The 25684-nt window shown below is 43.6% G+C and carries 25 protein-coding genes; 22 read left to right on the top strand and 3 right to left on the bottom strand.

Annotation, left to right across the window (positions count from 1 at the left end; all coding sequences use genetic code 11):
• The first annotated feature begins 9 nt into the window (after positions 1-9).
• The 19 genes from fliN (at position 10) to MZ182_RS13460 (ending at position 16910) form a co-directional block, all read left to right on the top strand.
• The gene (gene fliN / locus MZ182_RS13550) at positions 10-393 is read left to right on the top strand and encodes a flagellar motor switch protein FliN (RefSeq protein WP_011788780.1); all 384 of its coding nucleotides are present in this window, start codon (positions 10-12) and stop codon (positions 391-393) included.
• Between the two features lie 26 nt (positions 394-419).
• A complete protein-coding gene (gene fliO / locus MZ182_RS13545) occupies positions 420-839 on the top strand; it encodes a flagellar biosynthetic protein FliO (protein ID WP_011788781.1) in 420 nt (139 codons plus the stop codon).
• Positions 836-1582 (top strand): flagellar type III secretion system pore protein FliP, encoded by a 747-nt coding sequence (fliP, locus tag MZ182_RS13540; protein ID WP_011788782.1) that lies wholly within the window; start codon positions 836-838, stop codon positions 1580-1582. Before fliO ends, fliP begins: the two co-directional genes overlap by 4 nt.
• 17 nt (positions 1583-1599) lie before the next feature.
• Positions 1600-1869: a flagellar biosynthesis protein FliQ gene (fliQ, locus tag MZ182_RS13535; protein WP_011788783.1), complete on the top strand. Its 270-nt coding sequence runs from the start codon at positions 1600-1602 to the stop codon at positions 1867-1869.
• A gap of 4 nt (positions 1870-1873) precedes the next feature.
• Positions 1874-2671, top strand: a complete 798-nt coding sequence (gene fliR, locus MZ182_RS13530) for a flagellar biosynthetic protein FliR (protein WP_011788784.1) — start codon at positions 1874-1876, stop codon at positions 2669-2671.
• Positions 2672-2688: 17 nt separating this feature from the next.
• Positions 2689-3819 carry a flagellar biosynthesis protein FlhB gene (gene flhB / locus MZ182_RS13525; protein ID WP_011788785.1) on the top strand — a complete coding sequence of 377 codons (1131 nt, stop codon included), beginning with the start codon at positions 2689-2691 and terminating at the stop codon, positions 3817-3819.
• Between the two features lie 92 nt (positions 3820-3911).
• Positions 3912-6011, top strand: coding sequence for a flagellar biosynthesis protein FlhA (gene flhA, locus MZ182_RS13520; RefSeq protein ID WP_011788786.1), 2100 nt, complete (start codon positions 3912-3914; stop codon positions 6009-6011).
• 11 nt (positions 6012-6022) lie between these two features.
• Positions 6023-7405, top strand: a complete 1383-nt coding sequence (gene flhF / locus MZ182_RS13515) for a flagellar biosynthesis protein FlhF (protein ID WP_248067268.1) — start codon at positions 6023-6025, stop codon at positions 7403-7405.
• 4 nt (positions 7406-7409) lie between these two features.
• Positions 7410-8291, top strand: a complete 882-nt coding sequence (locus MZ182_RS13510; protein WP_011919601.1) for a MinD/ParA family protein — start codon at positions 7410-7412, stop codon at positions 8289-8291.
• Positions 8284-8997: an RNA polymerase sigma factor FliA gene (locus MZ182_RS13505; RefSeq protein ID WP_011919600.1), complete on the top strand. Its 714-nt coding sequence runs from the start codon at positions 8284-8286 to the stop codon at positions 8995-8997. Before MZ182_RS13510 ends, MZ182_RS13505 begins: the two co-directional genes overlap by 8 nt.
• 47 nt (positions 8998-9044) lie before the next feature.
• Positions 9045-9428 carry a chemotaxis response regulator CheY gene (gene cheY / locus MZ182_RS13500; RefSeq protein WP_011919599.1) on the top strand — a complete coding sequence of 128 codons (384 nt, stop codon included), beginning with the start codon at positions 9045-9047 and terminating at the stop codon, positions 9426-9428.
• A gap of 13 nt (positions 9429-9441) precedes the next feature.
• Positions 9442-10179, top strand: a complete 738-nt coding sequence (locus tag MZ182_RS13495) for a protein phosphatase CheZ (RefSeq protein ID WP_011788790.1) — start codon at positions 9442-9444, stop codon at positions 10177-10179.
• 15 nt (positions 10180-10194) lie between these two features.
• Positions 10195-12420: a chemotaxis protein CheA gene (locus MZ182_RS13490; protein ID WP_248067266.1), complete on the top strand. Its 2226-nt coding sequence runs from the start codon at positions 10195-10197 to the stop codon at positions 12418-12420.
• Positions 12421-12440: 20 nt separating this feature from the next.
• Entirely contained in the window at positions 12441-13559 is a 1119-nt protein-coding gene (locus MZ182_RS13485; RefSeq protein WP_248067263.1) for a protein-glutamate methylesterase/protein-glutamine glutaminase, read from the top strand.
• 22 nt (positions 13560-13581) lie between these two features.
• Positions 13582-14016, top strand: coding sequence for a hypothetical protein (locus MZ182_RS13480; RefSeq protein ID WP_011788793.1), 435 nt, complete (start codon positions 13582-13584; stop codon positions 14014-14016).
• A 55-nt stretch (positions 14017-14071) separates the two neighbouring features.
• Positions 14072-14863 (top strand): ParA family protein, encoded by a 792-nt coding sequence (locus MZ182_RS13475; protein WP_011788794.1) that lies wholly within the window; start codon positions 14072-14074, stop codon positions 14861-14863.
• Positions 14847-15839: a chemotaxis protein CheW gene (locus MZ182_RS13470; RefSeq protein WP_014610969.1), complete on the top strand. Its 993-nt coding sequence runs from the start codon at positions 14847-14849 to the stop codon at positions 15837-15839. The genes MZ182_RS13475 and MZ182_RS13470 overlap by 17 nt, the downstream gene beginning before the upstream one ends.
• 7 nt (positions 15840-15846) lie before the next feature.
• The gene (locus tag MZ182_RS13465) at positions 15847-16341 is read left to right on the top strand and encodes a chemotaxis protein CheW (protein ID WP_011788796.1); all 495 of its coding nucleotides are present in this window, start codon (positions 15847-15849) and stop codon (positions 16339-16341) included.
• 170 nt (positions 16342-16511) lie between these two features.
• Positions 16512-16910 (top strand): DUF2802 domain-containing protein, encoded by a 399-nt coding sequence (locus tag MZ182_RS13460; RefSeq protein WP_011788797.1) that lies wholly within the window; start codon positions 16512-16514, stop codon positions 16908-16910.
• Between the two features lie 387 nt (positions 16911-17297).
• Here the strand turns inward: MZ182_RS13460 and MZ182_RS13455 are convergent, their stop codons facing one another.
• Both MZ182_RS13455 and MZ182_RS13450 read right to left on the bottom strand, forming a co-directional pair.
• Entirely contained in the window at positions 17298-17609 is a 312-nt protein-coding gene (locus tag MZ182_RS13455) for an EscU/YscU/HrcU family type III secretion system export apparatus switch protein (RefSeq protein ID WP_011919594.1), read from the bottom strand.
• 40 nt (positions 17610-17649) lie between these two features.
• The gene (locus MZ182_RS13450) at positions 17650-19569 is read right to left on the bottom strand and encodes a flagellar hook-length control protein FliK (protein WP_248067260.1); all 1920 of its coding nucleotides are present in this window, start codon (positions 19567-19569) and stop codon (positions 17650-17652) included.
• A 230-nt stretch (positions 19570-19799) separates the two neighbouring features.
• On the opposite strand from MZ182_RS13450, the gene MZ182_RS13445 reads away from it, so the two are divergent.
• Together MZ182_RS13445 and MZ182_RS13440 are read left to right on the top strand one after the other, a co-directional pair.
• Positions 19800-20582, top strand: coding sequence for a VacJ family lipoprotein (locus MZ182_RS13445; RefSeq protein WP_011919592.1), 783 nt, complete (start codon positions 19800-19802; stop codon positions 20580-20582).
• 119 nt (positions 20583-20701) lie between these two features.
• The gene (locus MZ182_RS13440; protein ID WP_011919591.1) at positions 20702-21832 is read left to right on the top strand and encodes a response regulator; all 1131 of its coding nucleotides are present in this window, start codon (positions 20702-20704) and stop codon (positions 21830-21832) included.
• A 714-nt stretch (positions 21833-22546) separates the two neighbouring features.
• Here MZ182_RS13440 and MZ182_RS13435 read toward each other — a convergent pair.
• Complete coding sequence (locus MZ182_RS13435; protein ID WP_248067257.1) at positions 22547-24052, bottom strand: peptide MFS transporter; 1506 nt, start codon at positions 24050-24052, stop codon at positions 22547-22549.
• 473 nt (positions 24053-24525) lie between these two features.
• Between MZ182_RS13435 and rfaH the strand changes: the two genes are divergently transcribed.
• On the top strand, positions 24526-25032 hold the full coding sequence (gene rfaH, locus MZ182_RS13430; protein ID WP_248067255.1) for a transcription/translation regulatory transformer protein RfaH: 507 nt from the start codon (positions 24526-24528) through the stop codon (positions 25030-25032).
• The last annotated feature ends 652 nt before the right edge of the window (positions 25033-25684 follow it).

The raw sequence follows: 25684 nt of genomic DNA, 5'->3' as shown, positions 1-25684 counted from the left end.
TGAAGCAAGATGAGCACAGAAGATACGGGCGATGATTGGGCTGCCGCAATGGCGGAGCAGGCTTTAGAGGAGGCAAATGCTGTTGCGCTGGATGAGCTCGTTGATGACTCTCAGCCTATTAGCAAAGCAGATGCTGCTAAATTAGATACGATTTTGGATATTCCGGTGACCATTTCAATGGAAGTGGGCCGCAGTTTTATTAGTATCCGCAATTTACTACAGCTAAACCAAGGTTCTGTCGTTGAGCTTGACCGTGTGGCTGGAGAGCCGTTAGACGTGATGGTCAATGGGACACTTATTGCCCATGGCGAAGTGGTTGTAGTAAATGACAAGTTTGGTATTCGTTTAACTGATGTTATCAGTCAAACTGAGCGAATTAAAAAGCTTAAATAATAGATGCACATGAGTTGGTATATGAGATGAGTACATCGGTAATATTCAGTTTAATGCCTGTTACGCAGGCTAATGCCGTGGGATTAGTTACCGACACTTCTACTGCGGTAGTCGCATCAACTGCCAAAATGTCAGAACCATCTCAACTTGCCACTGCGGCGAGTATGCTTGGTGGCTTGATCCTCGTATTATTGCTTATCTTCGCCTTAGCCTATTTGTTAAGGCGATTTAATTTAGTTCAAACAAATCATAATGTGCTTAAGACCCTCGCGGTGACTTCACTTGGACAAAAAGAACGGCTAGTGCTTGTTCAAGTTGGAGAGCAGCAATATTTACTTGGGGTGAGTGCACAACAAGTGAATTTGATTGATAAATTAGCCGAGCCCATCCAAGTGGAATCTGATTCCTTTGCGAATCGCTTACGTCAGGCGAAATTAAAACAATGACAAAGTACAGTTTCCCATTAATCGGGCTTGCCATTTTATTCTTTAGTGTATCGGTCGGGGCGGCAGATGGTGTGTTGCCTGCGGTCACCGTAAAAACGGCTGCCGATGGTTCGACAGAGTATTCAGTGACAATGCAGATTTTACTGCTGATGACGTCACTGAGTTTTTTGCCAGCCATGGTGATTATGCTGACCTCGTTTACACGGATTATTGTGGTACTTTCTATTTTACGCCAAGCGATTGGATTGCAGCAGACGCCTTCTAACCAAGTGCTTATTGGGATGAGTCTCTTTATGACTTTTTTTATTATGGCGCCCGTGTTTGACAAAATTTATGATCAAGGTGTTAAACCCTATATCGATGAACAACTGACGCTACAGCAAGCTTTTGATAAGGGGAAAGAACCATTACGAGCTTTTATGCTAGGCCAAGTTCGTACGACAGATTTAAAAACCTTTATTGATATTTCTGGCTATCAAAATATTAACTCGCCAGAAGAGGCTCCGATGAGCGTACTTGTGCCTGCTTTTATTACCAGTGAACTCAAAACGGCCTTTCAAATTGGCTTTATGTTATTCGTGCCTTTTTTGGTATTAGATTTAGTAGTGGCGAGTATTTTGATGGCGATGGGGATGATGATGCTATCGCCGATGATAGTCTCATTGCCATTTAAGATTATGTTATTTGTGCTCGTTGATGGTTGGGGGCTTGTGTTAGGCACCTTAGCCAATAGTTTTGGTTAGTCGTACTAGGAATTGTTATGACTCCAGAAGCACTGATTGATATATTTCGAGAAGCCTTAGCCGTTATTGTGATGATGGTGTCGGCCATTGTCTTGCCTGGGTTGGGTATAGGGCTTGTTGTCGCGGTGTTTCAAGCTGCCACTTCAATTAATGAGCAAACCTTAAGTTTTCTTCCTCGATTATTGGTCACATTATTTGGACTGATGTTTATGGGGCATTGGTTAGTTCAAACCTTAATGGATTTTTTCATTGAGATGGTTAACCGTATTCCCCAAGTGATAGGTTAAGGCTATGGAGCTGTTGCTCGATACCTTAATGCAGACCATCGCATCTTACATGTGGCCGTTATTTCGCGTTGCAAGCATGTTGATGGTGATGGTGGTATTTGGCGCCGCAACGACTCCTGCTAGAGTGCGTTTACTCCTTGCCATGGCGATTACCTTTGCAATTGCGCCTGTTTTGCCTCCGGTGGAGAATGCGGATTTATTTTCCCTTAGTGCTGTTTTTATTACGGCGCAACAAATTATTATTGGCGTTGCGATGGGGTTTGTTTCCCAGATGGTAATGCAGACTTTTGTATTAACAGGGCAAATTATTGGTATGCAAACCAGTTTAGGCTTTGCCTCTATGGTTGACCCTGGTTCTGGACAACAAACCCCTGTCATTGGTAACTTTTTCCTCTTGCTTGCGACGCTGATTTTTCTGGCTGTTGATGGTCACCTTCTCATGATCCGTATGCTAGTCGCAAGTTTTGAGACTCTTCCTATTTCTAACCAAGGGCTAACGCTTACAAGCTACAGATCACTTGCAGAGTGGGGCTCGTATATGTTTGGCGCGGCTTTGACCATGTCAATTTCGGCGATCATTGCGCTGTTACTGGTTAACCTCTCTTTTGGGGTAATGACCCGTGCCGCACCACAGTTGAATATTTTTTCTATTGGTTTTCCTATCACTATGATTGGTGGGCTTTTAATCCTTTGGCTAACGCTGACGCCAGTAATGGCGCATTTTGACGAAGTATGGGCTGCAGCTCAGGTTTTGCTATGTGATATTTTGGGTCTTCAATGTCAAGCCGATGGCTTGATATAAGGTTATAGGAACTCAGTATGGCTGAAGAGAGCAGCGGCGAACGTAGTGAGGAACCCACAGGGAGGCGCCTTGAACAGGCGCGTGAAAAAGGCCAAGTTGCTCGTTCAAAAGAACTGGGGACTGCCGCGGTATTACTTTCCGCAGCAACGGGGTTTTATATGCTTGGCCCTGGTATCGCAACGGCACTCTCCCATGTGTTTGAACGTGTTTTTACTATGGATCGCGCTCAAATTTATGATACTAACCAAATGTTTAATGTTTGGGGGTTGGTCGCGGGTGAAATTGCATGGCCAATGCTTAAAATCATGTTGCTGATTGTGGTGGTGGCTTTTATTGGTAATGTGTCCCTCGGTGGGATGAACTTTTCAACCCAAGCTATGATGCCCAAAGCCAGTAAAATGAGTCCTCTTGCTGGTTTTAAGCGTATGTTTGGGGTGCAAGCGCTCGTTGAGTTGACTAAGGGAATTGCTAAGTTCTCCGTAGTTGCTTTTTCGGCTTACTTTCTTTTAAGTTACTATTTTAATGATATTTTATTGTTATCAAGTGATCACTTACCAGGGAATGTTCACCATGCGTTAGATCTGTTGATATGGATGTTCATTTTACTCTGTTCTTCTGTGTTATTGATTGTGGTCATTGATGTGCCATTTCAGATTTGGAATCACAATAAACAACTGAAAATGACCAAACAAGAAGTCAAAGATGAATATAAAGACACAGAAGGTAAGCCTGAAGTTAAAGGACGCGTTCGACAAATGCAGCGAGAGCTTGCACAGCGTCGAATGATGGCCGAAGTACCCAATGCGGACGTGATTGTCGTCAATCCTGAGCATTATGCCGTGGCGGTCAAATACGATGTCAAGCGCTCTGCTGCACCGTTTGTCATTGCCAAGGGCGTAGATGATGTGGCGTTTAAGATCCGCGAAGTCGCCCGTGAGTACAATATTGCGATTGTGTCAGCTCCCCCATTGGCAAGGGCCATCTATCATACGACTAAATTAGATCAGCAAATACCTGAGGGGTTATTTACTGCCGTGGCTCAGGTTTTAGCCTATGTTTTCCAATTGCGTCAATACCAAAAGGGACGGGGGCGTAAACCTATTCCTATCCCATTAAATCAGCCTATCCCTGATGATTTAAAATATTAATGGCTTGCTCGTTCACTCTTCAAATTTTAAGTGTCCTCTTGGCGCGATTTTTGCTTTTCCGCTTTTATACGTCAAAGTTTAGGTAATAGTGAATGGATGTTAAAGCGGCTTTAGGCCAAGTTAAGCAGGTAAGACTTAGTACGTTCAAAGGCATAGGTACGCCTATGTTAGTGCTTGCCGCATTAGCAATGATTGTATTGCCTATTCCACCGTTCTTACTCGATATTTTATTTTCCTTTAATATCGCCCTCGCATTAATCGTATTACTAGTCGCTATTTATACTGATAGACCCTTAGATTTTGCCGCATTTCCAACCGTGCTTTTGGTCGCCACCTTATTGCGACTCGCCCTTAACGTGGCGTCAACCCGTGTTGTGTTGCTTGAAGGCCATAATGGGGGGGATGCCGCAGGTAAAGTGATTGAGGCATTCGGCTCTGTGGTGATTGGTGGTAACTATGCAGTGGGTTTAGTGGTATTTATCATCCTCATTATCATCAACTTTGCCGTGGTGACAAAAGGTGCTGGTCGTATTGCTGAGGTGAGTGCTCGCTTTACCCTAGACGCTATGCCTGGTAAGCAAATGGCGATTGATGCCGATCTAAACGCTGGAACTCTCAATCAAGAACAGGCGAGGTTACGTCGAGCTGAGGTGACCCGCGAGGCCGATTTCTATGGTGCGATGGATGGTGCCTCTAAATTCGTGAAAGGCGATGCTATTGCGGGGATTATGATCTTAGTCATCAACATCCTCGGTGGCTTTATTATTGGTATTGTTCAACATGGCTTGAGTTTTTCTCAAGCTGTCGAAATTTATACGCTTTTGACCATAGGTGATGGTCTGGTTGCGCAAATTCCAGGGCTATTGCTGTCCATTGCAGCGGCATTAATGGTGACCCGTCAAAATGAATCGGGTGATATGGGCCAAATGCTGATGAGTCAGATGTTTGACAGTCATAAATCTTTAGGGATTGCAGCGGGTGTTCTCTTTGTCATGGGCATTGTGCCAGGAATGCCCCACATGGCGTTCCTTGGCTTTGCTGTTATTACTGCTGGTGCTGCGTATTTTGTATTTAAACGTAATGAAAATAAACGCTTAAAAGCCTTAGAACAAGTCAAAACGGGTCCGATAGAAAGACAAGACAAAGAGCCTAAAGAGTTGAGCTGGGATGATGTACACCATGTTGACACTATCGGCCTAGAAGTGGGTTATCGCTTAATCCCATTAGTCGATAAAGGCCAGGGTGGGGAATTATTGAGTCGTATTAAAGGGGTGCGTAAGAAACTCTCGCAGGAGCTTGGTTTCCTCGTACCAGCAGTGCATATTCGTGACAACTTGGATTTATCCCCCAATGCCTATCGTATTTCCCTTATGGGGGTTGTGGTTGGTGAGGCGGATATTCGCCATGATTGTGAGTTAGCTATTAATCCTGGGCAAGTGTACGGTAAGCTTGATGGTATTGAAACTCGCGATCCTGCTTTTGGTCTTGAAGCTGTCTGGATTGCCCCAGAACTTCGCGAGCATGCACAGACCTTAGGTTACACTGTGGTTGATGCAGCAACTGTCGTTGCGACCCATATTAGTCAATTACTCACCAATAATGCCGCAAAACTTTTAGGTTACGAAGAAGTGCAACAACTGATGGATATGCTTGCTAAACATTCTCCTAAGCTTGTTGATGGGTTTATTCCTGATGTGATGCCACTGGGTAGTGTCGTAAAAGTGATGCAAAACCTATTAAATGAAGGCGTTTCTGTCAGAGACTTGCGTACAATAGTACAAACTTTGTTAGAATACGGCACTAAGAGCAATGATACAGAAGTGTTGACCGCCGCCGTACGTATTGCGCTGAAACGCATGATAGTTCAAGAAATATCTGGCCCAGAACTCGAAATCCCCGTCATTACTTTGGCGCCAGAGTTGGAACAGATGTTGCATCAATCAATGCAAGCAACCGGTGGTGATGGTCCAAATATTGAACCCGGTCTTGCGGAGCGTATGCAGCAGTCATTGGCTGATGCGGCTCAAAAGCAAGAAATGGTTGGACAGCCTGCCATATTGTTAACGTCTGGTATGTTACGCGCGACACTGTCACGGTTTGTTAAACATACTATTCCTAATCTCAGAGTGATTTCTTACCAAGAAATCCCCGATGAAAAGCAAATACGCATTGTATCTGCTGTCGGCCAGTAGAGGACGCATAAGTGAAGATTAAACGATTTTTTGCCAAAGACATGCGTGCCGCACTGGCCCAAGTGAAAGACACTCTCGGCTCAGATGCAGTTATCATGTCAAACAAAAAGGTGAATGGCGGTATCGAAATTGTCGCCGCAGTTGACTACGATGAGCCAAAAGCGAAGGCGTCCGCGACACCTCCTGCACCTACTTTTATGGATGTCAGTGATGACTTAGTGTCTCTTGGTGGAAAGCAGCCTGTGCGTGCACAGAGCAGTGTCAAACCATCGGCGCCAGCAGATTCATTACAAGCTTTGCTCGAGAAACAACAAAGCCGTTTAAATCAGCAGTTATCGCATCAGCAACCTGAGGCCGATTTACCCGCATGGGCAAAAGGGTTACAGGCACCAGTAGCATCGAAGTCTGAGCGCCGAGACATTCCGGCCGCTTTTGATAAAAAGCCGCAAACCACACAAAAACAAAATGCTGATATTGAAGCCATGCGTGATGAATTAGCATCACTACGTAATTTACTGACTCACCAAGTGTCTTCTTTGATGACAGAGCATAAAAAACGTACCGATCCCGTTGGCGCTATGCTGGAATCTAAGTTACTTGAAGCCGAATTTTCTCCTGCAGTTGCTGCGAAATTAGCCGCGTTGAGTCAGCATTATACCCCTGCTGAGTTAGTGCGAGCACTACCCCAAAGTCTGGCTAATATGCTTGATAATCAAGGTGATGATATAGTTAGGCAGGGTGGAGTAGTGGCTTTAGTTGGCCCTACTGGTGTGGGTAAAACGACCTCATTAGCTAAATTGGCAGCACGTTTTGCTGCTCACCACGGGCCGGAACAAGTCGCATTAATTACCACAGATCATTATCGCATTGGCGCCTATGAGCAATTAGCGACCTATGGCAAAATAATGGGCTGTCCAGTTAAGCAAGCCCATGATCTCAATGAATTAGAACAAATTCTTTATCAGTTCAGAAATCGCAAGCTAGTATTGATAGATACCGCTGGTATGGGGCAACGAGATATGCGGCTTTACCAGCAACTTGATAATTTAACTGCAAATAGCAGAATACCTATTCGCAGTTATCTGGTACTGTCTGCCACAGGACAGCGCCGAGTGTTGCAAGATGCTGTTAATCATTTTAAACGCATTCCTTTATCTGGTGCCGTGCTCACAAAACTCGATGAATCAGTCTCGCTCGCGGGTGCGCTGAGTGTGTTGATCCAAAGTGGGCTACCATTAAGTTATGTTACTGATGGACAAAGGGTTCCAGAAGATATGAAAGTCGCAGACACCCTAATGTTAGCGCAGCAGGCGCTTGCGACATTAGATAGTACAGAACAACAATCATTACAAGACACAGCGTGGTCAGATAATATGGCCTGTGCATTTGAGTAGAGTTATGACCCTGGATCAAGCAAGTGGTTTACGTATGATGAATCAACCCTATAACGAAAAAGTGAAAGTAATCGCTGTCACAGGTGGTAAAGGTGGCGTGGGTAAAACCAGCGTATCAATTAATACCGCAGTGGCATTAGCCGAAAAGGGCAAGCGTGTCTTAGTGCTTGACGCAGACCTTGGCTTAGCCAATGTCGATGTCATGTTGGGGATCCGTGCCGAGCGTAACCTCTCCCATGTATTATCGGGTGATGCTGAACTTGACGATATTATTGTCCGTGGGCCTAAAGGTATTGGTATCGTACCAGCGACTTCAGGCACCCAAGGTATGGTGGAACTAAGTCCTGCTCAGCATGCTGGATTAATCCGTGCTTTCAGTGAGATGCGCACACAATTTGATATTCTTGTGGTCGATACTGCTGCAGGGATTTCTGATATGGTACTCAGTTTCTCACGTGCTTCGCAGGATGTGCTAGTCGTTGTATGTGACGAGCCTACCTCAATCACCGACGCCTATGCGTTAATTAAAATTCTCAGCCGTGAACACGGTGTATTTCGTTTTAAAATTGTTGCCAATATGGTGCGTAGTTTACGCGAAGGGATGGAATTATTTGCTAAACTCAGTAAAGTGACCGACCGATTTTTAGATGTGGCACTTGAGCTCGTTGCAACGATTCCATTTGATGAAAATTTGCGTAAGTCTGTGCGTAAGCAAAAGTTAGTGGTTGAAGCTTATCCTAAATCACCTGCAGCTATCGCATACCAAGGCTTAGCCAATAAAATCATGAGTTGGCCTGTACCGCAACAACCTGGTGGGCATTTGGAGTTTTTCGTTGAACGTTTAGTCCAACGACCAGATTTTCAAGAGGAAAAAACGAGTGAATAAAGCCGCAGCGTATACTTGTTTAGACAATAAATCGTCTATCGTTGAACAGTATGCTCCGTTGGTTAAAAGAATTGCACATCATTTACTCGCCAGACTGCCAGCTTCTGTGCAGCTAGATGATCTACTACAAGCTGGGATGATGGGACTATTAGAAGCATCATCCAAGTTTGATGGTGGCAAAGGTGCAAAATTTGAAACCTTCGCTGGCATACGGATCCGTGGTGCCATGCTGGACGAAATTCGTCGAGGTGATTGGGTTCCACGTTCTGTTCATCGTAATAATCGTAGGGTAGCACAAGCCATTGATGAGTTAGAGCAAGAACTGGGCCGTGATGCACGTGACACAGAAATTGCAGAAAAACTTGATATGACGCTCGATGAGTACCATCATATTCTTAACGATGTTTCTGTCGGAAAAATCATAGGGATAGAAGACTTAGGTGTATCGCAAGATATACTAACGCTGAGCGATAGGTCCGACGATGGCTCGTTTGAAGCTCTCGCTGAGACTCAGTTTCATTCCGCATTAGTTGAGGCAATAAAATTATTGCCAGAAAGAGATGCGTTAGTGTTATCGCTGTACTACGATGAAGCATTGAATTTAAAAGAGATTGGCGCCATTCTTGAAGTAAGCGAATCGCGAGTTAGCCAGATATTAAGTCAGGCTATGTTGCGACTCAAAGCTAAGCTCAAGCACTGGACATAAGTATAATTATTAATCGAGCACATAATGTCAGCTCACCGGAGGAAACCTTGGACAAGAATATGAAGATTCTCATTGTTGACGACTTTTCAACAATGAGACGTATCATCAAGAACTTGTTGCGAGACTTGGGGTTTAACAACACCCAAGAAGCAGACGATGGCTCAACCGCCCTGCCGATGTTGCAAAAGGGGGATTTTGATTTCGTTGTTACAGATTGGAATATGCCCGGCATGCAAGGGATTGATCTGTTAAGAGCTATTCGCGCAGACGACTCTCTTAAGCATTTACCAGTGTTAATGGTTACTGCTGAGGCAAAACGTGAACAAATTATCGCTGCGGCCCAAGCGGGGGTAAACGGCTATGTCGTAAAACCTTTCACAGCAGCTACGTTAAAAGAAAAGTTAGATAAAATATTCGAACGACTCGCTTAGGCAGGGATGAGCTATGAAGTCACATACATCAGGGCTCATCACGCTAGAGCAGGCTCAGCATTTAGTTGAATTACTAAGTGCAGGTGAACAGTCTCAAGCTGATGATTTATTTAGAGAGCTTGCAGCTCCACTTCAGAGGGAACTCTTCGACGAGGTAGGTAAGCTCACTCGACAACTTCATAGTGCATTGATGGATTTTCAGGTCGATAATCGTTTAGTTCAGTTGGCGAATACTGACATACCTGATGCGAAACAAAGATTGAACTATGTTATTGATATGACAGAGCAAGCTGCGAATAAAACCATGGATGCAGTTGAGGAATGTTTGCCATTAGCAAATGCCTTAACGACAAATATTCAGCAGGTTATGCCATCTTGGGATAGGTTAATGCGGCGAGACATTGCATTAACTGAGTTTAAAGCCCTATGCCATGATGTGCAGCACTTAATGTTGCGCAGTGAGCAAGATTCTGATCGATTACGTGATTTGCTTAATCAAATATTGATGGCGCAGGATTTTCAAGATCTCACCGGACAAATGATCCGCCGTGTTATCGATTTAGTAATGGAAGTTGAAAGTAACTTGGTATCAATGCTGACGGTATTTGGTGAGCAACCAATAATTGAGCACCAGGTTATTCAGAAAAATAATATTGAAGCAGAAGGCCCGATAATGAATGCCGAGCTTCGTCAAGATGTGGTAACGGGTCAAGACGAAGTAGATGATCTTCTATCGAGTCTAGGTTTCTAACTGGGAGTCAATTTGATGGCCTTTGATGTAGATGAAGAGATACTCCAGGACTTTTTAATCGAAGCAGGTGAGATTTTAGAACTGCTACAGGAGCAACTTGTTGCCCTAGAAAATAATCCTGATGATACTGACTTGCTTAATGCCATTTTCAGGGGATTTCATACCGTTAAAGGCGGCGCCGGCTTTCTCAGTTTAACTCCCATGGTTGATGTTTGCCATGAAGCTGAAAATACTTTTGACTTGTTACGTACCGGCAAGCGAAAAGTTAATGCTGAATTAATGGATATCATTCTGCACGCTGTTGACGTCATTAATACTATGTTCGCTCAAACTCAACAGGGTGAACAACAAGACCCCGCCGATCCAGTATTATTAGCAAAATTAAAAATGCTCAGTTCTGGCGCGCCATTACCCTCTGAATTAAACCCAAGTTCACCTGTTGCCATGATTGAACCAGAGCCAGAACCCGAGCTTGTTGAAGTTGCTGTTATTGAGGAAGTGCCCGTTGAAGCAACGGAAATAAGCGGAAGCTCAAGTATTGATGAAATTGATGAAGCGGAATTTGAGGCACTGTTAGATGCTTTGCACGGAGAGGGGAAAGGTCCTGCTGTCAGTTCAGTAGGGAGCGCCGTGCCACCCCAATCTGCGCCAACAGCGAAAGCTCCTGCGTCGACTGATGATATTACCGACGATGAATTTGAAGCTTTACTCGATGAGTTGCATGGTTCTGGTCAGTTTAAAGTCGAAGTTGACGCGCCAGCTAAACCTAAAGCAGTTGTCACGCCGCCAGTACCACCTGTTGATTCGGATGAAATTACCGATGATGAGTTTGAGCGATTACTTGATGAATTGCATGGTAAAGGTGGAGCACCGGCAAAAGCAACAGCAAGCATCCCTGTTGCATCATCAACACCTTCAGTTGTAGCGCCTAAGGCTGCGCCAATAACGTCAACGGCTAACGTGGCCGCCACAGTGAATGCGCCTGTCGTTGCGGTTAAAACTGAGATTGCTGTCGCTGATAAAGCGCCCGCGAAAGCAGCGGCATCAGCCAACGTTCCTCAAGGTGAAACTACAGTTCGAGTCGATACTGCACGCCTTGATCAAATTATGAACATGGTCGGTGAGCTGGTATTAGTGCGAAATCGTCTTGTCAGTTTAGGCATTAGTCGTGATGACGAGGAAATGTCTAAAGCGCTTGCTAACTTAGATCTTGTGACTGCGGATTTACAAGGCGCAGTGATGAAGACCCGTATGCAACCGATTAAAAAGGTGTTTGGGCGTTTTCCCCGTGTTGTTCGCGATTTAGCGCGTACACTGAACAAAGAAATTGACTTGGTTATGATCGGTGAAGAGACCGATTTAGATAAGAACTTAGTGGAGGCCCTCGCCGATCCTCTGGTTCACTTAGTGCGTAACTCGGTTGACCATGGCATAGAAATGCCAAATGAGCGTGAAGCTAGCGGTAAGCCTAGAACAGGGACTATTACCTTATCTGCCAGCCAAGAAGGTGACCATATTCTGCTTAAAATCGAAGATGATGGCGCAGGGATGGATCCTGAAAAACTTAAGCAAATCGCGATTAAACGTGGGGTGCTCGATGACGACGCCGCCGCGCGTATGACAGACACAGAGGCTTATAATCTGATTTTTGCGCCTGGTTTTTCAACAAAGGTGGAAATTTCCGATATTTCAGGTCGTGGCGTTGGTATGGATGTAGTTAAGACCCGTATCGCTCAATTAAACGGTACTGTTCACATAGACTCAATGAAAGGTAAGGGGACGGTGCTTGAAATTAAAGTTCCCTTAACGCTTGCGATTATGCCAACCCTGATGGTGGATGTAGCACAGCAAGTATTTGCTCTGCCGCTATCGAGTGTGAATGAGATATTCCACCTTGATCTAACAAAAACCAACATTGTTGATGGACAACTCACCGTCATAGTGCGTAATAAGGCTGTACCACTGTTCTATTTGGAACACTGGTTACATAAGAATAAAACGAGTTTTAAACATGGTGATAAGAAACATGGCCATGTTGTTATCGTGCAATTAGGTATGATGCAGATAGGATTTGTTGTAGATGCTTTAATTGGCCAAGAAGAAGTGGTTATCAAACCGCTTGGAGCCATGTTACACGGCACACCAGGTATGGCTGGTGCAACGATCACCTCTGATGGCGGTATTGCTCTGATTTTAGATGTACCAGGGCTATTAAAGCATTATGCAAAGAATAAAAGTTAGTTTCCAAGCTAAGGAATGGAATGGCCATTAAAGTATTAGTCGTTGATGACTCAAGTTTTTTTAGGCGACGTGTTAGTGAAATAGTCAATCAAGATCCTGAACTGGAAGTAATTGCGACGGCCTCAAATGGGGCCGAAGCGGTAAAGATGGCTGCTGAACTTAATCCCCAAGTGATTACCATGGATATTGAAATGCCCGTCATGGATGGTATTACTGCCGTCCGTGAGATCATGGCAAAATGTCCAACACCCATATTAATGTTTTCATCTTTGACCCATGACGGTGCCAAAGCCACGTTAGATGCGTTAGATGCGGGTGCGTTAGATTTTTTACCTAAGCGCTTTGAAGATATTGCAACAAATAAAGATGATGCCATTCTTTTACTCCAGCAAAGAGTGAAAGCCCTTGGTCGCAGGAGAATGTTTCGCCCGATAGTAAGACCTTCGGTGTTGCCAACTCCTACATCTCGAACGAGTACCACTTCTGTTCTGGGGAACACGACGCCTGTTCCCACTGCGCCTGTTCGGACATCCACAGCTTCGTCTATCCGTGCGAGTGGTAAACAATACAAATTACTGCTGATTGGCACTTCTACTGGCGGCCCAGTCGCATTGCAAAAGATTTTGACGCAGTTTCCAGCCAATTATCCTCACCCTATTTTACTCATTCAGCATATGCCGGCAGCCTTTACACCAGCTTTCGCGAATCGTCTAAATGGGTTATGTAAGATTGAAGTAAAAGAAGCTGCAAATGGTGATTTACTTCGACCAGGTTGTGCTTACTTAGCGCCGGGTGGCATGCAGATGATGATCGAACGCAGTGGTGCCAGTGGCCGAATCAAAGTCATCGCGGGGAGTGCTGAGATGAATTATAAGCCCTGCGTCGATATTACTTTTGCATCAGCATCGAAAGCCTATGGTGGTGATGTACTTGCTGTTGTCTTGACGGGTATGGGAGCCGATGGTCGAGAAGGAGCGCGTATGCTGAAATCGGCTGGCGCGACTATTTGGGCACAGGATGAAGCCAGTTGCGTGGTTTACGGCATGCCGCAGGCCGTTGCGAGTGCGGGAATTGCGAGCCAATCTATTTCACTCGACAATATGGCTGAGTCAATTTTAAAAGAGTCTGTTCGTGGCTAATGTAACTAATGTCAAAAAGCCAATGAGCACGAATGTTGTGCTCATTATGGTATTAATGGTGATTACCATTATTTGTCTGGGCGCGTTAAGTCTCGACTATCGACATAAAATCAAATTGTTGCATGAAGATGTAAAACGTCTCGAATCAACTCAAGTTTTACTTATGGTACCTGATGAGCAAGCTGAAGCGATTGCAACATGGCTAGCGACTCATCCTGATCAGACTCAAGCTATGTTGAAATTAGCTTCACCGGGTGAACAAAAAGCAGTTACGGTAGACTTAAATGCAGAACCTTCGTCAATTAATTTGGCGTTACCACCTAAATCAACTGAACCGTCAACGGGTAAAGTAAATACTGACGTTGTGCCTGTAGTGGTGTCAGAGAATGCTGATGGCGTTAAAGTGATTAGCCTACCAAATGGTGGGATAAGGGTAACAACAAGGGAAGGCGATTAGTCTTTTTCAATCGTGATTCAATGCATGTAAGTCGGAATAACGAGAGGATCACTTCTTGAAAGTATGGACCATAGCAAATCAAAAAGGCGGTGTGGGTAAAACCACAACGGTGGCGAGCTTAGCAGGAGTACTGACTAAGCGCGGTAAGCGTGTGCTAATGATCGATACAGATCCCCATGCATCACTTGGATATTACTTAGGCATTGACTCTGAAAAAGTGCCAGGTTCACTATTTGATGTATTTCTGGCTCATCAGAACTTAACAAAAGAGTTGGTTTGTTCTCATATAGTGCCAACCTTGGTAGATGGTTTGGATCTCTTACCTGCGACCATGGCGCTAGCGACGTTAGACAGAGCGTTAGGTCATCAAGAAGGGATGGGGCTGGTTCTGCGTAATCTTTTAGCACTTGTTGCCGATGAATATGATGTGGCAATTGTAGATTGCCCACCAGTTTTAGGGGTGCTTATGGTGAATGCCCTTGCTGCGAGTCAGCATATCGTTATTCCCGTACAAACCGAATTCTTAGCCATTAAAGGTTTGGAGCGCATGGTCAAAACAATGGAATTAATGGGGCGCTCCAAGAAAACCCAATACAGTTATACCGTTGTTCCAACGATGTATGATAAACGTACTAAAGCTTCTCCCGCGGCCTTACAAATATTAAGCGAACAATATTCAGGTTCCCTGTGGCGTGATGTTATTCCCGTCGATACTAAGTTTAGAGATGCCAGTTTGGCACATTTACCCGCCTCGCATTATGCAAGTGGGTGTCGTGGCGTAAAAGCCTATGAAAGATTGTTAGATTTTTTATTAGTCGGGGAGTTTGGCCATGTCAAAATCGGTTGATGAAACTGTTTTTGATTTTTTTGAATTATTGCTGCATGAGAATGACAGTTCAATTACAGGTATTTCCAAGCCACCATCACATGGGGATAAGTCTCTACAACGGGAGGCGATCGGGAATGAGGTTACATCACTCGATGATGCGATTTTAGCGGAACGTGCATCAGTACGTTTACATCAGACAATAACCGTCACCCCTGAGGTGCAATTCGCTAAAGTAAAGGCACCAAGTCCCAATGTGGTTTTGAGTGAGGTCGCGCCTAAAGTAGATAAGCAATCGCTTGAAAAACTACTGGCACCAGTATTAAAAACGGAAGTTAAAACAGAACCCAAAATCATTGAAGAGCTTATACAACCGGAGATTGTTTCCGAGGGTAAGCCTGTTGATGATACTGAACAGCCTATATCTTTTGCCGCCGAAGAGCCCCTTGCTGTTGGGCGTGAAGAGGCTATTTTAGTCAATAAGCCAGAGACTCAGCTTGGTATTACACCACCGAGTATCACAAAAGATCTTCAAGAAGTGCTCGATGATGAGTTTCAGGTACTATTCTTTAAAGTGGCTGGGTTAACATTAGCCGTACCGCTAGTGAGTTTAGGTGGCATTGTTAAAGTGGAACGGATTAACCATATTATTGGCCGTCCATCGTGGTTTTTAGGTGTGCAAAGCCACAGGGAAGAACAATTAAACATTGTCGATACTTGCGCTTGGGTTATGCCAGAAAAATACACCGATAAACTGGCGCAATCGGTAAATTATCAATATCTTGTATTGTTAGAAGGCAGTAACTGGGGATTAACTTGTGAGTCTTTAGTCAATGCTGTAAAAATTAATAAATCGCAAGTAAACTGGCGCAGCAAAGCAGGTAAACGGCCTTGGCTCGCTGGTGTCGTTAAAGAACAAATGTGTGGTATTTTGCACGTACAAGCCTTAGTTGAAATGCTTGATGCGGGTTTAGGTTGTCAGGACTCAATTGGTTGAGGTAAACATGAAAGATACAAGAAATGTCGCAGCCGTAGCTGCAAGTAAAGATGATGTAGTATTACAATGGGTTACCTTTAAGTTAGACAACGAAACTTATGGTATCAACGTAATGCAAGTGCAAGAAGTGCTGCGCTATACCGAAATAGCGCCAGTGCCTGGTGCTCCATATTATGTTTTAGGTATCATTAACTTACGTGGTAATGTTGTCACTGTTATCGATACACGGTCACGTTTTGGCTTGCAATCAGCCGAAGTCGATGATTCGACCCGTATTGTGATTATCGAAGCTGAAAAGCAAGTCATCGGTATTTTAGTGGATAGCGTTGCAGAGGTTGTTTACTTACGCCGCAGCGAAATTGACAACGCACCTAATGTCGGGACAGAAGAAAGCGCTAAGTTTATTCAAGGTGTGAGTAACCGTGATAATGAGCTGTTGATCTTAGTTGATCTCGATAAGTTATTATCCGATGAAGAATGGGCTGAACTCACACAACTCTAAACTGTTGCGTTTTTGAGTGCTTAGTAGCAAGCTCTCGACCTTTATGAGCTATTGCCATCAATAACGGAAAAGGGGAACAATGCTTCCCAATAAAGCGATTAGAGTCATGAATCATGCATCCTCTTTATCCGTTATTCTGATTTATACATAGAAATGCATAAGGATTTTTAATGGGCGATGAATTTTTGATCGCGGCGTTAGTCTATGTGATTGCATGTTTAGGGCTTGTGCTCTATCTACAAAAGCAGTTGAGTAAATTACGTAATAAAGTTGAAGCGTTAACTGTGCTTGTCAAGGAAGGTGACCGCCAGCGTGAAGCCTTTAAAAGGGAATTGCAGGAATTACGCAGCGGCACTATTGGCGTGGGGCGCAGAGTCATTGAGTTAGAAAAGCGGTTGCATCAGCAATCCGAGCGCATTGAAGAAACGACCTTACAAGATCCTCAAGCAAAGCTTTACACTCGTGCGATGAAAATGGTCGGACTTGGTGCGGGAGTCGATGAACTGATAAAAGAGTGTGAACTTCCCAAAGCTGAAGCTGAATTATTGATCCGGTTACATCGTAAATAGCGAAGTGTAGAGGCTGAGACGCTCTCCCTTTTACATAACCGCACTTTTTGTCATTTCTGCATCCTTCGTCATTCCCGCGAAAGCGGGAATCCATCAGTGAAGTCTTTTGGTGTTTTAGAGCTCCGTGACTTAAAAGCTAAAGCTGGATCCCCGCATGCGCGAGGATGACGGCTTAGGGGCAAGGATGACGTGGTAGGAGTAAGGATGACGGAAAAATCAAAGGGTGTTTTGCAACTACTCGATAGCCACTTTGTAGTATACGGACGCTGCTTCACAGTTTACAGAATGGGTTCCGCTCTTACGATAAGCGTCAGCCATGAACGAAGTGTTCTGTAAGCCTAGCGGGTGGTTTTTACTGTTAGCGCAGAGTTCTGCTTTTCCTTACTCCTAAGCTTTTTCAACAATTTTTTGATGCATATTATTCCATTGCTCGGGGAATTTACCGTCGAGCATATAAACAAAGGCGATCAGTTCTGCAATAAGTAGATACAACTCTTTTGGGATCTCCTCACCTAACTCTAATAAGCGTAGAAAATTGCTAAGATGCGCATCTTGATGAATATAAACTCCTGATTCTTTGGCGAGGGCAATAATTTCTTCGGCGATCAGTCCTTCACCTGTTGCGACAATCTTCGGAGCATGTTTTCCATCGTAACTCAAGGCTACAGCTTGCTTGGTTTTATTATCTTCTGTTGTCATATTATGCTCATTTTGTCACTTACATTGATGTTCATAAACGCTATGCCTTCGTTTTTACTAGAAAATGGTCACCAGGGAGCAATGTGGCTGGCACTGGTGCTATCTGGGTTGAAAGTTCGCTTGTCGTAAAACCGAGCTGTGACAGTTTTTGGCCTAAGGGAGCTAAAAAGTTATCAACCTTATTGAGTAGTGTTTGGTTATTTCCTTTAAATTGAATCTCTAAGAGTTGTTGGTGATAACGAGCTGATATTAATAGGGGCCCCTGTGCAAGATTAAATTTTAGTTGTAAATGCCAACCATTATGCTTCTGCTGCTCATCAGCGTCATTCTCCTGCTCAAATTTGCCTTCAAGCTGTTCGTGTCGTTGATTGATGCTATAGGGGAGAGCAAAAAACCAAACGATATTACCGTTATTTTCGCCACTTGCTTGTTGATATAAATGTAAACTGGTCGCTAATTGTCCCATGCTCTCTAAACCGCCAGCTTTACTCAATTGACTTAGCTGATTGTTAGAAAAACCAGTCCTCGTTTGTAATTGTTCAAGATAATTCGCCAGTTTTTGGCTTAAAGCACTGGTAGTCTTGGCTCTAAAACCAAGTAATAGTTGAAATAATGACGTAATCGCACCAGCATTCATAAAGGATGATGTGTGGCTAAGCTGTTGTGCTGCCAAATTGAGTGTGGCTAATCCTAGTATTTCAGCTTTAAGTGAATCAGGATCACTCAACTGCCCTAAAGGTTGTGGGTTGATATGCGGTAAATGTCTAAGTAGCTCAGTTGCTAGATTATTGTTGCTCCGCAATACCAGTTGATCTGAGGGTAATGCGCCTGCTTTATTAAACGCTTTTTGCAGTACATCATTCACGTTAATGTCGCCATCACTGCTACTGTCAATCTGCTGAACATCTGGCTTAGCTTGCCCAAGATTATTTGTAACATGTGCAGATTGAGAGATAGTTGCAGCGATAAGTGAGCTGTTCTGCAACGAGATATTCGTCGCTGTGTTAGTGATGTTTTGTTCTGTAGTGGGCGGTAAACTGCCAAGGGGTAATCGAGGGGCTGTTATCAATTGCCCGGTTTGTGCGTTAGCTTGTGTATTATTGGCATTAGCTTTGGTTGTTGCTTGGCCGAGATTGGTCGCATCCAACGTTGGTGTCATCGATGATGCTGCCACTGAAGTGCCTTGGGCACTAAGGGAAGGGCTTATATTTATCGTGGTGGCATTTGATGAGCGCATTTCTGGTTGAGGTATAAGGCTTTCTAGCTTCCTCAGAAAGCTAGCATAAATCTGGGCAGGTTCTGCTTTTGCGATAACCACGTTTGCCGCTTGTTTATCGATTATGGGAACCTTAGTTTCATTTATTGAAGCGCCGATAAGGATTTCAAGTTTGCTCACAATAGGGGTGAGTACTAATATAGGACGTCCCTGTGACAAGGCAATTTTAGCTTGGTATTCACCAGCACTCAGTCGAGTCCCCGCGTCTTGTGCAATAACAGTCCCATTTGAAAATTGGAACTCTTTGTGGGTAATAGTGACATCGGGAAGTGGGTAACCTTGAGGGCGCCCAGCTAAGCTGAATAAGCGTTCTAATGATATGCCATTTTGCTGGGCGAGCTGAGCAATAGCTTCTGGTAATTTTAGTGTTAATGCGGTGCCAAGTGCTGTGAGTTGAGCTGGTTGGCTTGTCGTTGTTATGGCAGCGTTATGGGTCGTATTGGCCGCAGGCTCTGCTGTCGTTTGCGTTAGTAGAAAACGATTGGCGTTAATCAGTGCTTGTCTTTGTTGAGCATCAACGAGCTTTAAATTATATTCTGTACCGTTTAGAATAATACTGTCGCCCTTAGGTGATACAAGCACTTCAACTGGTATTGGACGTGCAGATACGTTTGAGGCATCGTTTTGGTATGCTGGAGCAGGTTGCTGTGGGTTAGCATTATTGATGACTGGGATCGACTCCATGGGATGACCTTAAATAGTTTATCCTGCGGCATGGCATGTTGATAAATTAACAATTGACCAAAATAATTTGCCAAGTATGCTTATGCGTTTTGTGAAAACAATATCAATAGCAAGCTTTCGCAATACTAGAATATACGGCTAAGACGAATGTTACTTATATCGTCACTTGTCTATAGTCACTTTAGCGAAAACTTTGCACCTAAGCAGTACATTTATATTAAGAGATCAATATGAAGTTGAAATGGATAGGGCTATCGTTAGGATTTGTATTATTGCCCCAAGCATATGGGGCAGAAGTCTCCGTACCTGATACCACTTCTCAAGACATTACAGCAGTGACCATTACCTATGATGATCCACGGGATCCTTTCGAGGGTTTTAACCGTGCAATGTGGGATTTTAACTATCTGTATCTTGATAAATATCTCTATCGTCCAGTCGCCCATGGTTATAACGACTATATTCCCCGGCCTGCTAAAACGGGTATTAATAATTTTGTACAGAACTTAGAAGAGCCAAGTAGCTTAGTTAACAATGTGTTACAAGGCAAGTGGGGATGGGCTGCGAATGCTGGCGGGCGTTTTACCGTTAACTCCACAATAGGTTTGTTAGGCGTTTTTGATGTGGCCGATATGATGGGAATGCCGCGTAAGCAAGACGCATTTAACGAAGTGCTGGGTTACTATGGTGTGCCAAATGGTCCCTATTTTATGGCGCCATTTGCGGGCCCCTATGTTGTGCGTGAACTCGCAACAGATTGGGTTGATGGTCTATACTTTCCACTATCAGAGCTCACCATGTGGCAATCCGTTGTTAAGTGGGGGCTTAAGAGTCTTCATGCGAGAGCTTCAGCGATTGATCAAGAAAGGCTCGTTGATAATGCGCTTGATCCCTATGCTTTCGTGAAAGATGCGTATTTACAACACATGGACTATAAAGTCTATGATGGCAATGTTCCTCAGAAACAAGAAGATGATGAGTTGCTTGATCAATATATGCAGGAGCTTGATTAACGTTACGCAACATGGCTATCGATGTTGCTTTCACAACCTAGTCCTTGCCGTATCGAATGATTCTTCCGATGTCATGATTGAGTTATTGCTATAGCAATGAATTTTATTCGGGAATCTTTATGGTGTTAAATGGTGTTTCGATTCTTTTGGTTGAAGATGATCCTGTGTTTCGGCAAATTGTCGCCACGTTCCTTTCTGGGCGTGGCGCTGATGTAGCTCAAGCCTCTGATGGTGAGCAAGGACTGAGTGTTTTCAAACAACAGCGCTTTGATATTGTCTTGGCTGACTTGAGTATGCCAAAGTTAGGAGGACTCGATATGCTCAAGGAAATGACTAAACTTGAGCCACTTATCCCTTCCATTGTGATTTCAGGTAACAATGTCATGGCAGATGTTGTCGAGGCATTACGCATTGGCGCCAGTGATTATTTAGTTAAACCCGTATCCGATTTATTCATTATTGAACAAGCCATTAGGCAAGCCCTACATAAAATCCTTGGTGATGAACCTATTCAAGCAGAAATAGATGCACTGTCCCGGCAAGAGCTAAGTGATAATTTAGCCCTTTTGGAGCAAAGTGTAGAAGCCGCAAAACAGGTTCAGCAGCAGCTATTTCCTGCCTCTAATATCAGTTACCCCGTCGCCAAAGTTGACTACAGTTTGTTTAAAGACAGTGATATTAGTAGTTATTTTATAGACTCGGCTATGGTCGGCAATGATCATTTGATCATGTATATGGCACATCTTTATCCTGAGGATAATCGCGCAGCATTTGCCTGTGTATTACTGCGTAGTTTTGTCAATCAAAAGCTTAAAAATTATCGTAGTGGCCAGAGTAAAACAATTATTGAACCGTTCAATATGCTTAGCTATTTGAATGAGCGTTTAGTTAACTCTGGTTTAGATATCACGGTCGATATTATTTATATTTCAATTGAATTGACAAAATATCGAGCGGCGATAGCCCAAGCAGGGAGGGGATTACGCTGCTATTTACGTAATGATCAAGGGCTTAGTCCTTTGGCACTTTCTGATAGTTTACAGTTAGGTTTACTTGACTGGGGTAAACCCAGTATTCAGTTCCGCACTATCCTGCCACAAGAACAACTATGTATAGCTACAAGTGAACCTATACATAAGCAAAATCTACTCGAAAATAAATTCAAAGGGTTAGTTTACGATCGCCATATTCCCGCTGGTGGATTTATGCAATTAAGTCTACCTATAGAGCGTTCGCAAGCTCACGGCTAGGGCACAGTAAAAGGCGCTGTTGCTAGAATCGAGTAAGGCTTCGCAGCGTTCTACATCCTCCCGCGTCCATTTGTTATTTCCGCAATCCTTATTATTTTCGCGTTCCTTTGTTATTCGAACCTCCTCGTCATTTTTGCATTCTTTTGTTATTCGAACCCCATCGTCATTTTCGTATTCTTTTGTTATTCCAATCCCCTCGTCATTCCCGCGAAGGCGGGAATCTATAGGTGATCTCTTTTGATGTTTTAAGGCCGGGTGGTTTAAAAACCAAAAACCAAAGCTGGATCCCCGCATACGCGAGGATGACAGCTTAAATGAGTCATTCCCGCGAAGGCGGGAATCTATAAGTGCACTCTTTTGGTGTTTTAACTGTGTGTGGTTTAAAAGCTAAAAGCTGGATCCCCGCATCGATAACTGCTCCCTGCACTTTTTCTAATAAAGCGTTCTACCTCCTGCATCTGACCACCATGGAAGGTGGGAATGTCATATTTTGTATGGAACAAAATTGACCATGCAGTCGTTCGCGAGGATGACTATTTGAGGCGATGATGGCTTAAATGCGATGACGACTTAAATGTGAGGATGATTTACATCGAGGATGGTGGTCAAAGGTTGCTTCGCAACTAGTAGAACATTCGCAGGATTGCTCAAGAACATCACTGCGAGACTCTATAAGAAGCGAAGCCTTTATCTAGCTAGATTCTAGCTGTTATCTTATCGCTTAATCGCTTCGTGCTCAGCAGTCACGGCAATTTCATCTTCTAAAGCCTGCGCTTCTGAAGAATGCTTCGTTTCTGCGCCATGCATCCAGTCAACTAACTTGTCTGCCATAAAGTAGAGTACCACTGCAGAAAATGTGGCTGTAATGGCAATACCTGCGAAAATAGACATGGCATTCGCGAGTTGTTCCTCTTTGCCACCACCATGGCCAATAAACGAACCTACAACACCAGCCACTTTGTTCGCCATAGCGATAAAGAGGAACCAAGCGCCCATCATTAGCGATGCAATACGTAATGGAGCAAGCTTAGTTACCATAGATAAGCCAATAGGTGATAGACAGAGTTCACCCATAGTATGGAAGAAATAAGCACCCACTAACCACCACATGCTGGATTTAGCGTTAGGATTGCCCCCCATTTCAACTACCGCGCCAATCATAAATAAGAAACCGATCGCCAATAAGAATAGGCCTAAGGCAAATTTAACGGGTGAGTTAGGTTCATTTTTACCTAAACGGATCCAAATTGAAGCAACAACGGGGGCAAATAACACAATGAAAATGGCGTTAAGTGATTGGAAATAGGTGGTGGGAACTTCCCATGTACCAATATAACGGTCAGTGAATTCATTGGTAAACAAGTTCATTAACCCGCCAGCTTGTTCAAAACCTGCCCAGAAGATGATGGTAAAGAGACCAAGCACCATAATGACTTTAATACGGTCGCGTTCAACTTTGGTTAGCGGTTCTTTACGCACATTCCCCAACTGAGCTTGGCGTTCACGTTCAAGTCTCGCCGCAGGCACTGTACCAATATCACCAAGTAGTTTTTGGGCAAATAAGAATTGAATAACAAGGGAAAGTAGCATACCAATCCCAGCACAGAAAAAACCTGCTTGCCAGTTATTAACAAACACTTCTTGGTCATTGATTATTTCAGTATGACCAAAGCTGGTATAAGCCCATGCAACAACAAAACCAGATAATGCAGCACCTAAGTTAATCCCCATATAGAAGATGGTAAACGCACCATCGCGTCTATGATCGCCTTCTTCATAGAGATCGCCAACCATAGTGGATATATTAGGTTTAAATAAGCCGTTACCTAAAATAAGCGTTCCCAAACCTACATAGAAGAGTGTCGTTTCAACACCAGGAAACCATGCATGTGGTGCGGCTAACATAAACTGGCCCGCAGCCATCAATGCGCCACCAAAATAGATGGCTTTACGTTGACCAAGAAAATTATCTGCTAACCAGCCACCAATCAGTGGCGTTAGGTAAACTAAAGCAGTGAAGGTACCATAGAGTGACAATGCATCAGCTTGGCTCCAACCTAACCCACCACCACCTTGCTTGCCAACTTGATCAACTAGATACAGCACCAAAATGGCGCGCATTGCGTAATAACTAAAACGTTCCCATAGCTCTGTTGTAAATAGCAGGAACAATCCTTTGGGATGCCCAAGCATTGTCCCTTGTGGTTTTGCTATGCTCATGAAGTCTTCCACCTTAAGCTCGTGATTGCCTGTGGGCCCCTGAAACAGGATGATGTCACCACAGAAAAATGATTTTTCTTATCCCATTAATCGACTTGCATTTCAGCAAAACATCTACACGAGAAAGCCCGAATAAAGTTGTTGAATAACTGCAAGTTACGTATGGGTTATTGTTACGTTTTTATAATAAAAGTAATATTTTAAGCGGTAAATTGAATCTTTTCGCTAAAATCCCACCTTATATACCCCTTAAAAGCAACGAAAGTCAATTTTGGCTTGCAAACTGGCGACATAACCAACGATTCAAAGCTAGAGCTGATTACAGTTGATTTACCTAATATAAGTCACACTTGTACGCATACCGAACAGTAGGTCCTCTATGGTGAAAAACTGCTTCCATCGACATTAACATCTTTGTTATGATTGCCGCCCGTGAATGGACGTCACTTGACATAGGGTAATGAGATAAACAAATGAAGGCATGGTACCTTTTGTACTGTAAACCTCGGAGTGAAGCGAGAGCACAGCAGAACTTAGCACTTCAAAATTTAGAGACCTACTTACCAATGGTCTCTGAAGAAAAATCTCAGCGTGGACAGAAACGGATCTGCCGCGTACCGTTGTTCCCAAATTATTTGTTTATCAAATTTGACCCAAGCCAGACAAGCGTCAGGCAGGTCCACTCTACCCGTGGAGTAAATCGAATCGTCAATTGTCAAGAAAAAATGACACCCATTGATGACCGTATTATTCACACCATTCGCATGAAAGAATTCACATCTTCCCAAACCGTATTAGCCGAAGAATCTGAGCTAAAAATGGGGGAAAGAATTCGCTTTAAAGATGGCCCATTCGTTGATTTAGAAGGTATTTTTCAAGAAAAATGCCCAAATAAACGCTGCCACGTATTATTTAGCCTTATGGGGCAAGTCAATACTATTACTGTTCCAGAAGAATCACTCGAACGAGTTTGTATATAGACATAGCACCAGAGTTTTAATGTGAGAGTTTTACCCTGTATTTTGTAAGACATTGGCTATAGTTGTTATGTTTTTAACTTTTTTAGGACAAAGTGTAATTTAATTAATGCTAGCTTAATCATGTGGTTAGTTGTTTGCTTTGCTGTTTTGATTATTTCTTGTATTCAATGGATGGAAAAGTGTTCGGTCATAAGGATGTCTGGGTATAGAACAGCCATCGTTGGTTAAAAATTTACAGTACACTTTGCGACAGAATTTTGGATAAAGTAAGAACAAACTAAAAATTATAAATGAACTAAAGCTCTACTATTTCTTCTTGTTCGACTCGTGGAACTAGCCGCTTTAATTTGTTTATTCTATTGAAAAATATGGATTTTCGCGTAGCGAAGGGTATTTTAGAGGCCGCAATCTATGGGCGGTAGCGTGCCTGAAAGGCATCGAATGAAAAGTTTCATTCGTTAAGCGAACGCCGCAAAATAATTGTCTGGAACAATTATTAACAGCTTTAGCTGATCCCAAGGATGAAGTATAGGAAGTACTGAATAAGGCCTCGGGCCGCCACGCGGATCGGTAGCTTGCCTGAACACTAATAAGAAGTGGTGTTCACAAGCTCAGTGCTAGAATACTTGCTCGTAGAGGCTAGATTTTAGAA

It is taken from the genome of Shewanella sp. JNE2, from assembly GCF_023159115.1.
Classification (GTDB): domain Bacteria; phylum Pseudomonadota; class Gammaproteobacteria; order Enterobacterales; family Shewanellaceae; genus Shewanella; species Shewanella putrefaciens.
This window is presented reverse-complemented; position numbering and strand designations above follow the sequence as displayed.